A 16,029-nucleotide genomic window follows, 5' to 3' on the forward strand; every position below is an offset into this window, starting at 1 on the left:
AGATTTCACAGATTAGCACAGATTAAGAAAACCTACAAAATGCTTTATCAAAAATATACTTTCCAAATATAAGTAAAATATGATACTATTTGTAAATCTATTAAAGGATGTCGCTGTTAAAACAAACTTTGTTGTGTCGTTAGGTTTTCGTGTTCCAATAACCATTTCTTTCGCCATAATCCCCCAGCATAACCAGTAAGCGAACCATCCGTTCCAACAACCCGATGACAAGGCACCACAATTCAAAGCAGATTTTTCCCGTTGGCAGCAGCCACAGCTCGAATGGCTTTGACATCGCCTAAAATTTTGGATTGTTCCAGATACGTTCTTGTTTTGCCAAATGAAACTCCCTTTAAAGATTCCCACACTTTATGCTGAAATACTGTCCCTTTTGGATTTAGTTTCAGAGTAAAAGCAGTTCTTTTAGAATCGAAATATTCTTGGAGTTGCTGCACCGCTTCTTGCAAAAAAACTGGAATTTCAGTTGAAATAGTTCCTTCGTCTGAAACTGAAATTACGGAGACGCCATTTTCATCGCCGGTAATTCCGGCGATTCCTAGAGGTGTTTTAATGTAGGCTGTTTCCATATTTTATATATAAAAAAATTAACCTGATTGTTTTATCAAGTGAGAAATAAAGTGACAATGTAAAGGGCAAATCGTTTTCAGGCATAAAAAAACCATTCGCGTGACGAACGGTTCTTGCATTTTAGCCCCGATAAAAGCGGCATCCTTTTATGTCCGCCGCGGCGGACGTAAAAGATATAGCGGTTAGCGGGAAATAGCTCCTTAAAAAATTACGCTTACTTCAAATGTGAATATACGTATGCTTCTAAAGCTTGCAACTCTTGATCTGACATAGCTTTGGTAATCACAAAATTTGTTTTCATAACTTCATACTGACTTGGGTCCACAATAGGCTCGCCTTCGCCTTTTAAAAATGCAACCATATTTGCGTTTTTATCTTTATAAATTTTAGCAATTTCCTGCAGGCTGGGTCCTATCACTTTCTCGACCACTTGATGACAAGCAATACAATTGCCTTTTCCCTCAAAAATTTCCTTGCCTAATTCCTCGGGCAATTGAGCGATTTCTTCAGTCGTAGTTGGATATAACGGTTCTTTTTTGACTTCTTCTTTTTTACAAGAAACGAAGGCCAAAATGGCAAATAAAAATAAGATCTTTTTCATGATAATTTCTTTTATTATAAATGCTTAAATTATCTAAATCACCAACCAACATACTTTGGAGGTTGAATTTGATTCAGATTTAAATAAACTAAAATTTGTGCTCTATGATGTGTAACATGATCTTGCATCAAATTTAGTATTTGCAGTTTGGACTTTGGACCAGCAAAAAAATCTACTTTCTGGGATAGTTCAACGTTCTTTACTTTTTGGATAACCATTTTTGCTTTATCAAAAGAGCCTTTTATTTCTTGTATTATTTGCGCTTTTGAAAGTTCTTTTATCGCTTCTTTTTTTACATATTTCTCTGATGAAAAGTAAGTTGTGCTTAACCAATTCATGTTGTCTTGAATGTGAAATAATTGTTCTCTAAAAGTCATTTCACGGTCAGCAGGTTTGTAATCATATTTATCTTCCGGCATGGCTTCCGCTACAGCAACTAAATAATCCTTGGAATTATCCCATTTCTCGATGAATGTGAAAACTACCTCAACTTGTGCTAAAATGCTGTTGGAAAGCAATAAAACCAAAATAATTAAACATTTTTTCATTTATTATTTGTTTAAAAGTATCGCAGCTTCTTTGGCAAAATAGGTCGAAATCAAACTAGCTCCGGCGCGTTTGATGCACATTAATTGTTCCATCATAATTTTATCGTTATCTAGCCAACCTTTTTCGGCAGCGGCTTTTATCATCGCATATTCGCCTGAAACATGAAAAACGGTAACAGGAACGTTAACGGCATTTTTGACTTCGCGCACGATATCCAAGTAAGCAATTCCTGGTTTTACCATCACCATATCCGCGCCTTCCTCGACATCCCACAAAGCTTCCTTTATAGCTTCGAGGCGATTGGCATAATCCATTTGGTAGGTTTTCTTGTCTTTTGGTACTTCAAAAGGCTCCGCATCGGGCATAATTTCTCTTGGCGCACTGTCTAAAGCATCGCGAAACGGCCCGTAAAATGCTGAGGCATATTTAGCGGAATAACTCATGATTCCCACGCTGTGAAAACCAGCTGCGTCTAACCCTTGTCGCAAACGCAAAACCCGTCCGTCCATCATATCCGATGGAGCTACAAAGTCGGCACCTGCTTGCGCATGAGAAACCGCCATTTTTACCAAAGCGTCATTGGTTGCATCGTTTGCCACATCACCGTCAGTTATAATCCCGTCATGACCATAAATCGAATAGGGATCCAAAGCTACGTCTGGCATCACAATCATTTCTGGACAAGCCATTTTGATTGCACGAATAGCATTTTGCATCAATCCATTAGGATTCCATGCTTCTTTTCCTGTATTGTCTTTTAAACTTTCGTCAACCTTTACATATATATTCACTGCACGAATGCCTAGTTCGAATAATTCTTTCACTTCCCTAACAGTCAAATCTATCGAACGCCGAAAGATTCCTGGCATCGAAGCAATTTCTACTTGATAATTTTCGCCCTCCGCGATAAACATAGGAAACATAAAATCGCTTGGACTTAATGTGGTTTCACGAACTAAACTTCTTATCGATTCGTTTACTCTTAATCTTCTACCTCTTTGTAATGGGAACATAATGATTTATGATTTAATTTAAGCTCCAGCGGAGCGTCATATTTATAGCTCCAGCGGAGCGTCATATTTATAGCTCCAGCGGAGCGTCATATTTATAGCTCCAGCGGAGCGTCATATTTATAGCTCCAGCGGAGCGGCATATTTATAGCTCCAGCGGAGCGTCATATTTATCTCAATCAAAAATAAATTCAGTTTTATAATCTACATCGAATGCTTCTAAAAACGCAACATATTCCTCTTTGAATGTCTTTGCTTTGTGATGTTCTTCCTGATTTTGAATATATCTAATCACATTAGTTAAATTTGAATGACTGTATGAAAATGCTCCAAAACCAGTTTGCCATTCGAATTTACCATTTACCCAAGCTTTTTCATTGATGAAACGAGAAGAATTTGCTTTTATATCTCTTACCAAATCAGACAATGCTTTGTTGGGTTTTATTCCAATTAAAATATGAATATGATCTGACACTCCGTTAATGGCAATTAATTTCTGCCCTTCATTGGTAACTATTCCTGTGATATATTTAGACAATTCGTCTTTCCATGTGTTGGAAATTAAATTTTGTCTGCCTTTGACAGCAAAAACAACTTGAACATACAATTGAGAATAGGTATTTGCCATGATCAAAAATTAATTATAACTATGTAAAACCAATGTGGATTAAAATTCAAGAATTTGGGATAATAAAATTATATAAATATTTTGCGCTATTAATATTTCGCACCGATGGTGCTAAAAATATGTCGCACCGATAGTGCTAAAAATATGTCGCACCGATGGTGCTATAAATATGTCGCACCGATGGTGCTATAAATATGTCGCACCGATGGTGCTGCTTGAAATATTATTTATGGGTATAAATATACAATTGTTACAGAGTTATCCAATCAATGGGTTTTTCCAATACTTTTACTAATTTTTCTTCTTCGCTTCCAGCTTCTGGATGATGGTCGTAAACCCACTGCACATGTGGTGGTAAACTCATCAGAATACTCTCTATTCTGCCATTGGTTTTTAAACCAAACAACGTGCCTTTGTCGTGCACCAAATTGAACTCTACATAACGACCACGGCGAATTTCTTGCCATGTTTTTTGCTCTGGTGTGTATGGCAATTCCTTTCTTCTCCCTACAATAGGAACATACGCCTCTAGGAAACTATTCCCCACTTCGCTAACAAAGCTAAACCAATTTTCCATTGAAATATCCTCAGTCGCTTTGCAATAATCAAAGAACAATCCGCCAATCCCTCTCGCTTCATTACGATGCAAATTCCAAAAATAGGTATCACATTGCTTTTTATATTTTGGATAAAACTCTAAATTGTGTTTATCGCAAGCAGTTTTACAGGTTTGATGAAAGTGAATCGCATCCTCTTCAAACAAATAATACGGTGTCAAATCTTGACCTCCACCAAACCATTGCTGAATTATACTACCATTATCATCGTACATTTCGAAATAGCGCCAATTGGCATGAACCGTTGGCACCATTGGGTTTTTTGGATGCATAACCAAACTCAATCCGCAGGCAAAAAAATCAGCCTCGCCTACATTAAACATTTTTTGCATGGCTTCAGGCAGCTTCCCGTGAACCGCAGAAATATTAACACCGCCTTTTTCAAAAACTTTTCCGTTTTCAATTACACGAGTTCGTCCACCGCCACCTTCTGGACGTTCCCAAAGATCTTCTTTAAATTTGGCTTGACCATCAACCGCCTCGAGTCCTGCCACGATTTGGTCTTGTAGGTTTTGTATGTAGGTGTAGAATTGTTCTTTCATAACTAATGTATCAAGTACAAACTTTCAAGAATTAAGATTCAAAAATCTTGATACTTAATACTTCAATCTTTGTACTTTATTTATACTCCTTCACCGCATCAATAAATGCTTTCGCATGATCTACAGGAATATTTGGTAAAATTCCATGACCTAAATTCACAATGTATTTGTCTTTCCCAAATTCGTCAATCATTTCGTGTACCATTTTCTTGATAACCGGAATAGGTGACAACAATCTTGATGGATCAAAATTACCTTGTAAGGTGATTTTTCCACCTGACAAATATCTTGCGTTTCTTGGCGAACACGTCCAGTCTACTCCTAATGCTGAAGCTCTACTTTTTCCCATCTCGCCTAGAGCAAACCAACACCCTTTTCCAAAAACAATTACCGGAGCATCATCAGCTAAAGCTTCAATGATTTGGTTAATGTATTTCCATGAAAATTCCTGATAATCAACTGGGGATAACATTCCGCCCCAAGAGTCAAAAACTTGGACGGCATTTACTCCCGCTTTTACCTTTTCTTTTAAATATAAAATAGTAGTATCAGTGATTTTTTGCAATAAAACATGTGCTGCTTCCGGATGTTGGAAACAAAATCCTTTGGCCATATCAAAACTTTTCGACCCTTTTCCCTCAACGGCATAACACATGATGGTCCATGGTGAACCGGCAAAACCAATTAATGGCACCTCATCGTTCAACATTTCTTTAGTCAATTTGATGGCCTCAAAAACATACCCTAAAGTTTCATTCACATCTGGCACAATCACTTTCTCTACATCTTGAATCGTACGAATAGGATTAGGTAAAAACGGACCGAAATTCTCTTTCATTAGTACCTCAATTCCCATTGCTTGTGGAATTACCAATATATCTGAAAACAATATGGCCGCATCTGGAGCAATTCTGCGAATAGGTTGCACTGTGATTTCGGCAGCTAGCTCTGGCGTTTGACAACGAGTGAAAAAATCATATTTATCGCGCAAAGCGATGAATTCAGGCAAATATCTTCCTGCTTGACGCATCATCCAAACTGGCGGGCGTTGCACGGTTTCTCCTTTTAAAGCTCTTAAAAATAAGTCGTTCTTAATCATGTTTTATATTTTAGCAGATTGCTAGATGCTTTCCGTTTTATAATATTCAATAACTTCCTCGATCACCTCTTCAATGGTCGGTGTTTCGGCAATTACAATGTTTTTAACTTTATTTAACTCTAATGTTTTAGCGGTGGTATTACCCACGCAAAAACAAATTTCATTTTTGATTTTATTATTAGTCAAATAACTCTCGGCGGCAGATGGGCTAAAAAATAGTATCCCGTCAAATTTTTCTTGGTCGGATATTTTGAAAGGCGCTAATTTGGTTTGGTAAACTTCTATTTCATTAAAAGTTATTCCTTCGCTTTTCAAAGCTGCTGGCAAAGTTTCCTTTCGTAAATTCCCGCTTAAAAAAGTATAGCTTTCTTTGTTGTAAATTAGAGTTATAATTTCTGCTAATTCTGATGCATAGTCCATGTAAACATCAACTTTAAAACCGTTTAGCTCCAGTAGTTCTTTGGTTTTAATACCTACACAAAACACACTTTTAGTTTTAAGCACTTCCCAATCGTTTTGTTCCATCAAACTTAAAACAGCATTTTGGCTACTAAAAATCAAATTAGTATTGATGGTATTCAGCTCAAAAAGATTATTTTTAATTTCGATAAAATCTTGTTCTAAAAGATCAAATTTTGCCTCAAGAAAGGCCTGCCTTTGTTCCCCAGACAATGTTTTAGTTGATAAAATGCTTATTTGACTCATTATTTTTTCAAATTATTTTTAATTTCCGCCATTAATTTTATTCCACCATTTTCAAGAATTTCTTGGGCACAATAAAAACCTAATTTTTTCCATTCTTGCATTGGAACGGTTTTTTCGATTTCTATTTTTTGTGTTCCATCCAAGGAGAAAAGAACACCTTTAAAAACAATATCATCTTCTACAAAAATGGCTAAAGCCCCTATTGGTGCCGTACAACCACCTTCAAGTGTCTTCAGGAATTGTCTTTCGATATGCGTACATACTTCGGTATCAATGTCATTAAGTTCGCTCAAAGCTTGTCTAGAGAACTCATCAACAGCCATGGCAACAACTACCATTGCGCCTTGAGCTGGCGCTGGAGTCATCCAATCTAAATCGATGTATGAAAAATTCTTATTATCTCCCTCTTCTTCGGAGAGTCCCGGGACTTTGGAAGTACTGAGATTAGGTTTCAAGTTGATTCTTTCTAATCCTGCTGCCGCAAAAACGGCTCCATTCCAATCGCTTTCCTGTAATTTCCGCATTCTCGTATTGACATTTCCGCGTAAATCTACAACTTGATGATTGGGATATTTATGCAGCCATTGTGCTTGCCTACGCAAACTGCCAGTGGCAATTTTCCCTACTCCATCGAGAAAATCAAGGTTTCCTTTATGTACCAAAATATCTAAAGTGGTCGCTCTTTCTAGAACTGCCGCTTGAACAATTCCTATAGGTAAAGCTGTAGGCACATCTTTCATCGAATGAACCGCGATATCCACTTGACCGGTGATCATTGCAATATCGAGTGTTTTAGTAAAGATTCCCGTGATTCCTAATTCGTATAGCGGTTTATCAAGGATAATATCACCAATAGATTTAACAGCAGTAATTTCAGTTTTATAACCTAAATCATTTAGTTTTTTTTCGACGGTGTGTGCTTGCCAGAGTGCGAGTTCACTATCGCGAGTTCCGATACGTATAATTTTTTCCGCCATTATGATTTTTTAAACCTTGTTTTTAAATTTAACAATAAAGGAATTAGATTCCATTTCATTGCTCAAAAAGCATTTGTCAAATTAAAACGTTTCTACAAAGATTTTATCGATTAACTTTTTTCTTGGAATCCAAAGCAAAGCAACTTTTACAAATTTCAATATGCTTAAGTACAGCATGTAAATTCGCGTTCACACTAATAAACATGTTGCTTTTCAACTAATCAAAAGTAAAAATGAATTTTGCTTTGCGAACTTAAATAAGAATTTGTTTTATCGAACCATTGCTTCAATTTTGAACACTTTTTCAATCCATTCAATGCTTTCATCAACCATCGTGTTTTCATCTTTAAGGTGATTGGCAAAATGTGTTGTTATTTTTTGAATGATTCTATTGCTAATAATTTCAGCTTGTTCTTCATTGAAATTTAAAATTTTTCTACTTTGAAAATCAAGCTCTGACATTTTGATGTCGTTCAGCTTTGCTTTTAAGGCATTAATTGTAGGCGCAAACTTTCGGCCTCTGGTCCAAGCGCTAAATTCTTCTTGTATTTCTTCGATAATTGCTTCGGCAGCAGGAATTTGTCTTTTTCTTTTTTCTAAAGTTTCATCAGTCATTTGAGACAAATAATCCATGTGAATAAGGGTCACTCCTTCTATTTCAGTAACATTTTCGTTCACGTTTTTTGGGAGTGACAAATCTAGAATTAACAACGGCTTTTTTAGATTTAAAATAGCTTTATCGACTGTTGGGTTTTGCGCTCCCGTTGCCACTACTAAAACATCCGCTTTTTGCAGCTCAAGCTGTAAATCAGCATAATCTTTCACTACTAAATTTAATTTTTTAGCTAGTTTCTCGGCTTTATCCTTAGTTCTATTAATGAGCGTGATTTGCTCATTTTTAGTATGCTTTACTAAATTTTCACAAGTATTTCTACCTATTTTTCCTGTGCCAAAAAGTAAAATGTTTTTGTTTCCAATATCTGCTACGTTCTTGATAATATATTGAACGGATGCAAATGAAACCGATGTTGCACCAGATGAGATTTCAGTATCTGTTTTGATTTTTTTACTCGCTTGAATTACCGAGTTTATTAAGCGATCCATGAAAGTGTTAATCAACCCATTAGATTTACTAAGGCTGAAAGCGATTTTCATTTGGCTAATAATTTCAAAATCACCTAATATTTGACTATCTAATCCCGTTCCTACACGAAACATATGATTGATAGCCTCTTGGTTTTTATAAATATAGGCTACTTCTTGAAATTCTTCTACAGAACCTTTGCTGTTTTCACAAAGTAATTTAATTAATTGATAAGGGTGCTTTGCAAAACCATAAATTTCGGTTCTATTGCATGTTGATGTAACTATCAAAGATTCTATTCCTTCGGCTTCGGCTTGGATCAATAAAATAGATTGGGCTTTGGCATCTAAGCTAAATTTTCCTCTTATAGTCGCATCGGCTTTTTTGTAACTTAATCCTAAAGCATAGAAGCTGCTATTCTTGGACATGTTGAATTTTTCCATATTATACTTTCCTTAAAAAAGTTCTACAAAATTATTACTAAGTATTTTATAAAAACAACGCTATAAGTGCTTTTTGTATCGCTGAGCGAAATTCGGATTAAAAATAGCTATTTAGGTACTATTTTAATAGAAAAACAGGGCTTCTTCAAGGTTTTCATACTCAATTATGTAGATTTATTCTAAATAAAGAGCGTTGCGGGTTTCCATTTTGTTTATTAAAAAATATCGCTTAAAGTTCACCAAAATGATGGAAAAATATCGACTAAACTATATTTAACAAATTTAAATATTTATTGCTAAATGTGTTTATTATCCTGCTAAGTGATACTATTAATGCTTGATAATCTCCAAATAATTATTGAATTAATTTTTTTATTTATGGAATATTACGCATAATTAGACTATAAACAGTACCTTTTCATGTCTTTTAACATCGATATTTACAGAATTTCGCTTACTATAATACAAGTTATCCACCTAATTAGAAAATCGACAATCAGGAATTAATTTTTTGTCCAGTTTTATAATAGCTGCAGATGACTTTGATATTGCGATTTCATTGATTATTAAGTAAACAGTATCCGTGAAAATAAATATCCACATTGCAACCATCTTAAAATAATATACAATCATTAAAGATTTTATAATTTTAAGACGAAGTACAGAAATAACCATCAAAAAGATTTAATTTTGAAAAGCGCAATAAATAGGTTGACTTACAAGCCAATTATTAACTTTGAATTAAGAAAATCTAACAAATGGAGGAAGAAATAAAAATTGACGATGATTTCATTCTAATTCGTTTTCAAAACACTACTGATGAAGTTATTGAATTTAAGCGTCCGGTTCAATTGGGCTTATTGCAGTTTCATTTTGGATTAAAAGGTAGTGCTAATTATATCTTCAATCAGCGCAATTACATCATGAATCTAAAAGAAGAAAAGGCGTTGCTGTTTTACAACACCGAGCGTGAATTGCCTTTGCATGTAGAGATTGCTCCTAAATCATGGTTAATTTCTATTTTTGTTTCGGTTAGAAAATTTCATGGATTATTTACCAATGATGCCGAATATATTCCGTTTTTAAGCAAGGAAAACCAAGATAAAAAATATTACAACGAAAGCGACATAAGTCCATCAATGGCCATCGTGCTTAACCAAATGTTTCATTATAACTTAAATCCATCGATAAAAAATCTTTATTACAAAGGGAAAGGGTACGAGTTATTAAGTCTGTTTTTTAATCGAAACGAAGATCCTAATGCGGAACAATGTCCGTTTTTAATCGATGAAGAAAACGTATTAAAAATCAAAAAGGCTAAAGAAATTATTATAACTAATATGGCCGAACCACCTGGATTACAGGAGTTGGCAGATGAAATAGGGTTGAATTTGAAGAAACTTAAAATGGGTTTTAAACAAATTTATGGGGATACCGTTTATGGATTTCTCTTTGACTATAAAATGGATGTCGCTCGAAAATTACTCGATAGTGGCTCCTATAATGTTAATGAAGTAGGCCTCAAAATAGGTTATAGTACAGGAAGCCATTTTATTGCGGCCTTCAAAAAGAAATTTGCAACCACACCAAAGAAATATTTGATGGGCATAAACTCTAATACCCAGTAAAGCATTGCTTTTACGTATTAGACAATAAATAAAAAATAGTTAATCTCAATTTACAGAAAGTAACTTTAAGTACTTTTGCAAAACGAAAAACAAGACAAGATGAAAGGTGTATTATTAGTTAATTTAGGATCTCCAGAAAGTCCAACTCCAAAGGACGTAAAGCCATATTTAGATGAATTTTTAATGGACAAGTACGTTATTGATGTTCCATTTTTATTACGAGCATTGCTAGTGCGTGGAATTATTCTACAAACCCGACCTAAAAAATCAGCTGCTGCTTACGCAAAAATATGGTGGGATGAAGGATCGCCTCTCGTTGTTATCTCTAAAAGAATGCATGCAAAGGTTCAAAAACTGGTTGATGTTCCCGTGTCATTAGCAATGCGCTACGGCAATCCGTCTTTATTATCTGGACTTCAAGAATTGCATGACAAAGGTGTAAATGAAGTTTTATTGTTTCCGTTATACCCGCAGCATGCGATGGCTTCTACAACTACAATTTTAGAATTAGCAGAAGAGCATCGCAAGAAGTATTTCCCAGAAATGAAATTTACAATCGTTCCCGCTTTTTATAACAAACCTGATTATTTACAAAACCTTGCTGACTCGATAAAAGGCCATCTACAAGGTTTTGATTACGATCATTTATTGTTTTCGTACCATGGAATTCCCGAGCGTCACATTCGCAAAACAGATATAACCAAATCACATTGTAAAATTGATGGTTCTTGTTGTAACACTCCTTCACCGGCGCATGAGTTTTGTTACCGTCACCAATGTTACGAAACAACCAAACAAGTTGTAAAGCTACTAGGAATTCCAGAAGGGAAGTACAGTCAAACATTTCAATCGCGACTAGCGGGCGATAAGTGGTTGACTCCTTACACTGACGTGGAAGTAAATAAAATGCCAAAAAAAGGAATAAAAAATCTTGCCGTTGTAACGCCTGCTTTTGTATCTGATTGTTTAGAAACATTAGAAGAAATTGCTATGGAAGCCGGTCATGAGTTCAAAGAAAATGGTGGCGAAGAATTTTTAGCTATTCCGTGTTTAAATGATGGTGATGATTGGTGTGCAACAGTAGGAAACTGGATAACAAACTGGTCAAATGTTTCGGCTCCAGCCAAATTTGACGCTGAAAAAGTTATTGCCTAAATGGCTGTTACTACTGATGAGCTAGGAACTCAAGACATTAAAAAACTTTTAATTAAGCAAGCAGTTCCGGCATCAATTGGTATTTTATTCATGTCGGTTAATATTTTAATCGACACTATTTTAGTGGGTCAGTGGATTGGTTCGTTGGCCATTGCCGCAGTAACGGTAGTTATGCCAATTACTTTTTTAATGTCGTCACTTGGAATGGCAATTGGTGTGGGCGGAGGTTCAGTTCTTTCCCGAGCATTAGGAGGCGGTGATAAGGAAAAAGCACTAATTACTTTTGGCAATCAAGTCATGATGACCTTTTTATTGGCATCAATTTTTGTGGTACTAGGTTTGTTTTTTAGCGACGAAATGCTGATTTTATTTGGTGCCAAAGGAGCCATAATGGAACCCGCAAAAGAATTCTTCTTTCCGATACTTATCAGCGTTCCATTTTTAGCACTTTGCATGATGGGCAACAATGTGATCCGAGCGGAAGGCAAAGCCAAATTTGCTATGGTGGCAATGATTATTCCAGCATTTTTTAATATTGCATTAGACATTCTTTTTATCAAAGTTTTGAATTTAGGAATGTTCGGCGCTGCATTGGCAACAGCCATATCCTACTTTACTTGTTTCTTATTTGTACTTTGGTTTTTTGTTTTCAAAAGTGAACTGAAGCTGGAACTTAAGCATTTTAAATTTCAATTTCCTATAGTTAAGGAAATCTCTGAGCTAAGTTTTGTAACATTTTCTAGACAAGGAGTCGTAGCTATTTTGTCTATTATATTGAATCACAGCCTTTACAATTATGGCGGGGAACATTCAGTTGCCATTTACGGTATTGTTAGCAGGATGTTGATGTTTGCTTTATTTCCAATACTGGGAGTCACGCAAGGATTTTTGCCTATTGCCGGTTATAATTATGGTGCAGAAAACTACGAAAGAGTCAAGGAAACTATTTCGCTTTCTATAAAATACGGTGCAATATTGGCTACGTTAATTTTTGTTTTAATATTAATTTTTGCTAAACCAATAGCTGCGATTTTTACTACTGACCCGCTAATAATTGATCAAACTCCTGAAGCTTTGCGTTGGGTGTTTGCGGCTTCTCCCATTATTGCTATTCAACTTATAGGTGCTGCTTATTTTCAAGCAGCGGGAATGGCAAGAAAAGCACTGCTGTTGACGTTGAGCAAACAGGGGTTTTTCCTAATTCCATTGGTGCTTATTCTACCGAATTTTTTAGGTATTTTTGGCGTGTGGATTGCATTCCCAATTGCTGATGTACTTTCAACAATACTTACCGGCTATTATCTAAAAAAAGAAATGACCACAAAACTTAGTCAAATAAAAAATGGAATACTATAATTACATTAAATCCTTACACCTAATCTTTGTAATCACTTGGTTTGCCGGGCTGTTTTACATTGTACGATTATTTGTCTATCAAATAGAAGCTGCCGATAAACCTTCACCTGAAAAAGAGATTTTGCGGAAGCAATACAAAATTATGACTTATCGCTTATGGTATATTATTACATGGCCATCAGCCGTGCTATCCAGTATTTTTGCTTATTGGATGATATTTTTTACTGATCTTGGACAGGCTTGGTTGCAAATGCCTTGGATGCATGTAAAACTTGGCTTCGTGTTTTTGCTTTATTTGTATCATGCTAAATGCCAACAAATTTTCAATCAATTGCAAAATGACGATGTAAAATACTCTACTAATTTTATGAGATTATGGAATGAAGGCGCAACCATTATCCTTTTTGCGGTAGTATTTTTAGTAATTTTAAAAAATGCTATAGACTGGGTCTATGGTGTTCTTGGAATTTTCCTTTTTGCGATTATAATAATGCTTGGTTTTAAATTTTACAAGAGATTAAGAGAGAAAAGTTAGTGGTCAGTGGTCAGATAATAGCTAAAGAAATACTGGTAGATAGTGGTCAGGTAGTCTGAACACTAAATAATGAAAACTGAGCACTGAAAACTGAAAACTAAGCACCGAGCACTGAACAAAAAAAAATGCTAAATAATTTCAAAATAACAACACTTTCATTACGAATCAGGATTTTCCTGTCAATGATTGTATTGATATTAATGGCCTCTGTAATCCTCGCTTCAATTTCGATTTTCCAATTTAAAAACGAAGCAAAACAATACCATCAAGAGCGACTAGAACGCAATGAAAATTCGGTCAAGCAACATATAAATTATGTACTTGCGACCACCACTTATCCGCTGAATTCTGGAAATTTAGATCTCATTTTTAAAGATAAAATCCATGAATTAGCGCACATTCATAATGTTGAAATTAATATTTACGGTCTTCAAGGAAAGTTATTAAAATCATCTAAAGAATCTTTTTCTGTTGATAAAGTAGCGCCCCCTATTCCAGAATACATCTTAAAACTTGTTCGATCTTCCATTGAGAAAAGATATGTTGATATTACAACCATTGATGGGAAAAGAAATCGATCGGCTTTTAGCCAAATAAAAGACGATAAATTCAAACCATTGGGAATTTTAAATTTACCTTACGTTGAAGATGACGGTTATTATGAAAATGAATTAAAAAGTTTTTTAATTCGTTTGGGGCAAGTGTATACATTTATGCTGCTTATCGCATTCGCTCTTGCGTATTTTTTGTCCTCATACATTACAAAATCATTAAAGACCATTTCAGATAAATTGAGCGAAACAAGTTTAAAACGAAAAAACGAAAAAATTGTTTTGGAAGCCAACAGCAACGAAATTAACTTATTGATAAAAGCATACAACGGAATGATTGACGAGTTAGAGATAAGTGCTGCTAAATTAGCCCAAAGTGAGCGCGAGGAAGCTTGGCGCGAAATGGCAAAACAAGTGGCACATGAAATTAAGAATCCGCTTACGCCAATGCGACTCACTGTTCAAAGTTTTCAACGGAAATTTGATCCCAAAGATCTAAAAGTAAAACAAAAAATGGACGACTACTCTGAAACTTTAATTCAACAAATTGATACGATGAGCGCGGTAGCTTCGGCGTTTTCTAATTTTGCATCGATGCCGGCTCAACAAAATGAAACGTTGAATGTGGTAGAAGTTGTAGAACTGGCGATGGATATTTTTAATGAAGATTATATCGAATGTAAAAGCGAGTCTCCTGAAATTATTTCGATAATTGACCGTACTCAACTGATCCGAATCATTACGAATTTGGCTAAAAATGCAATCCAGTCCATTCCAGAACAACAGGAATACAAATCAGTGGTGGTGCGAATTAAAAGAGAAAATAATAACGTACTAATTACCGTCGCCGATAACGGAATTGGTATTCAACGAACAGATACCGAACGAATTTTCGAACCAAAATTCACCACTAAAACAAGTGGAATGGGACTCGGACTTGGAATTATAAAAAACATTATCGAAAATTACAAAGGAACAATTACCTTTGAAACTAAACTCGGAGTAGGAACTACTTTCACCGTTTCATTTCCAATAATTAATACCTAAACAAACTATTATGAAATTCGAAAATATTTTAATTACTACCGAAAACAATATTGCGATTGTTACCATTAATCGCCCAACTAAGCTGAATGCTTTGAACGTGACAACTATAAATGAACTCCATAAAGCCTTTAAAACATTAAGTAAAAACAATGAAGTTCAAGTAATAATTTTGACAGGAAGCGGCGAAAAAGCATTTGTTGCAGGAGCTGATATTTCTGAATTTGCAAATTTCTCTGTTCAAGAAGGTTCACAATTAGCGGCAGAAGGACAAGAAAAATTATTTGATTTTATAGAAAATCTCAAAACTCCTGTAATTGCAGCAGTAAATGGTTTCGCATTAGGTGGCGGATTAGAACTAGCCATGTCTTGTCATTTTAGAGTAGCATCAGACAATGCCAAAATGGGATTACCAGAAGTTTCATTAGGTGTTATTCCTGGTTATGGAGGAACGCAGCGTTTACCTCAACTTATAGGAAAAGGACGCGCTATGGAAATGGTAATGACTGCAGCAATGATCACTGCCGAAGAAGCGCATAGAATGGGACTTGTCAATCACATAGTTCCACAAGCAGAACTACTGGAATTTTGTATTACTATAGCAAATAAAATCATGAAAAATTCGCCTTATGCAATTAGTAAAGCGATTAAAGCCGTGAATGCCAATTTTAAAGAAGGTAAAAACGGGTATAAAACTGAAATAAAAGCTTTCGGCGATTGTTTTGGGACTGAAGATTTCAAAGAAGGAACAACAGCATTCATGGAGAAAAGAAAAGCAGTTTTTACTGGGAAATAGTAATGAAAGAGAGCCACTTTGGTTCTCTTTTTGGTTTATTGCTAGAATTTTTTTAAATTATATCTAATTAAAAAGAAATGATTTGATTTACAAAAGCTAATTTTGCACTCCCGTTTTGGAA

At 35.2% G+C, this 16,029-nt stretch carries 15 protein-coding genes and 1 pseudogene; 6 read left to right on the top strand and 10 right to left on the bottom strand.

Annotated features, from left to right (window positions below; all coding sequences use genetic code 11):
• Window positions 1-116: 116 nt before the first annotated feature.
• The 10 genes and pseudogenes from BUB42_RS08760 to hemA all read right to left on the bottom strand — a co-directional run bounded on the left by BUB42_RS08760 (window position 117) and on the right by hemA (window position 8,843).
• Window positions 117-587: pseudogene (locus tag BUB42_RS08760) on the bottom strand (methylated-DNA--[protein]-cysteine S-methyltransferase).
• A 215-nt stretch (window positions 588-802) separates the two neighbouring features.
• Window positions 803-1,189 carry a c-type cytochrome gene (locus tag BUB42_RS08765; RefSeq protein ID WP_073019286.1) on the bottom strand — a complete coding sequence of 129 codons (387 nt, stop codon included), beginning with the start codon at window positions 1,187-1,189 and terminating at the stop codon, window positions 803-805.
• Window positions 1,190-1,227: 38 nt separating this feature from the next.
• Entirely contained in the window at window positions 1,228-1,737 is a 510-nt protein-coding gene (locus BUB42_RS08770; RefSeq protein ID WP_073019287.1) for a DinB family protein, read from the bottom strand.
• Between the two features lie 3 nt (window positions 1,738-1,740).
• Window positions 1,741-2,751 carry a porphobilinogen synthase gene (gene hemB / locus BUB42_RS08775; RefSeq protein WP_073019289.1) on the bottom strand — a complete coding sequence of 337 codons (1,011 nt, stop codon included), beginning with the start codon at window positions 2,749-2,751 and terminating at the stop codon, window positions 1,741-1,743.
• A gap of 172 nt (window positions 2,752-2,923) precedes the next feature.
• The gene (gene tnpA / locus BUB42_RS08780; protein WP_073019290.1) at window positions 2,924-3,376 is read right to left on the bottom strand and encodes an IS200/IS605 family transposase; all 453 of its coding nucleotides are present in this window, start codon (window positions 3,374-3,376) and stop codon (window positions 2,924-2,926) included.
• Window positions 3,377-3,626: 250 nt separating this feature from the next.
• Window positions 3,627-4,535, bottom strand: a complete 909-nt coding sequence (gene hemF, locus BUB42_RS08785; RefSeq protein ID WP_073019292.1) for an oxygen-dependent coproporphyrinogen oxidase — start codon at window positions 4,533-4,535, stop codon at window positions 3,627-3,629.
• 76 nt (window positions 4,536-4,611) lie between these two features.
• Entirely contained in the window at window positions 4,612-5,634 is a 1,023-nt protein-coding gene (hemE, locus tag BUB42_RS08790; RefSeq protein ID WP_073019294.1) for a uroporphyrinogen decarboxylase, read from the bottom strand.
• Between the two features lie 21 nt (window positions 5,635-5,655).
• Complete coding sequence (locus BUB42_RS08795; protein ID WP_073019295.1) at window positions 5,656-6,339, bottom strand: uroporphyrinogen-III synthase; 684 nt, start codon at window positions 6,337-6,339, stop codon at window positions 5,656-5,658.
• The gene (gene hemC / locus BUB42_RS08800; protein ID WP_073019297.1) at window positions 6,339-7,316 is read right to left on the bottom strand and encodes a hydroxymethylbilane synthase; all 978 of its coding nucleotides are present in this window, start codon (window positions 7,314-7,316) and stop codon (window positions 6,339-6,341) included. Before hemC ends, BUB42_RS08795 begins: the two co-directional genes overlap by 1 nt.
• Window positions 7,317-7,586: 270 nt before the next feature.
• Complete coding sequence (hemA, locus tag BUB42_RS08805; RefSeq protein WP_073019299.1) at window positions 7,587-8,843, bottom strand: glutamyl-tRNA reductase; 1,257 nt, start codon at window positions 8,841-8,843, stop codon at window positions 7,587-7,589.
• A 758-nt stretch (window positions 8,844-9,601) separates the two neighbouring features.
• On the opposite strand from hemA, the gene BUB42_RS08815 reads away from it, so the two are divergent.
• From BUB42_RS08815 to BUB42_RS08840, 6 genes are all read left to right on the top strand, one after another.
• Entirely contained in the window at window positions 9,602-10,471 is an 870-nt protein-coding gene (locus BUB42_RS08815; protein ID WP_073019302.1) for a helix-turn-helix transcriptional regulator, read from the top strand.
• A 99-nt stretch (window positions 10,472-10,570) separates the two neighbouring features.
• Window positions 10,571-11,626, top strand: a complete 1,056-nt coding sequence (gene hemH / locus BUB42_RS08820) for a ferrochelatase (RefSeq protein ID WP_073019304.1) — start codon at window positions 10,571-10,573, stop codon at window positions 11,624-11,626.
• The gene (locus BUB42_RS08825) at window positions 11,627-12,982 is read left to right on the top strand and encodes an MATE family efflux transporter (protein WP_073019306.1); all 1,356 of its coding nucleotides are present in this window, start codon (window positions 11,627-11,629) and stop codon (window positions 12,980-12,982) included.
• Window positions 12,969-13,517: a CopD family protein gene (locus BUB42_RS08830; protein ID WP_073019308.1), complete on the top strand. Its 549-nt coding sequence runs from the start codon at window positions 12,969-12,971 to the stop codon at window positions 13,515-13,517. The genes BUB42_RS08825 and BUB42_RS08830 overlap by 14 nt, the downstream gene beginning before the upstream one ends.
• 125 nt (window positions 13,518-13,642) lie before the next feature.
• On the top strand, window positions 13,643-15,115 hold the full coding sequence (locus tag BUB42_RS08835; protein ID WP_073019309.1) for an ATP-binding protein: 1,473 nt from the start codon (window positions 13,643-13,645) through the stop codon (window positions 15,113-15,115).
• Between the two features lie 10 nt (window positions 15,116-15,125).
• On the top strand, window positions 15,126-15,908 hold the full coding sequence (locus BUB42_RS08840; protein ID WP_073019311.1) for an enoyl-CoA hydratase/isomerase family protein: 783 nt from the start codon (window positions 15,126-15,128) through the stop codon (window positions 15,906-15,908).
• Window positions 15,909-16,029: the final 121 nt, after the last annotated feature.

The sequence above is a fragment of the Flavobacterium micromati genome, assembly GCF_900129585.1.
Taxonomy (GTDB): domain Bacteria; phylum Bacteroidota; class Bacteroidia; order Flavobacteriales; family Flavobacteriaceae; genus Flavobacterium; species Flavobacterium micromati.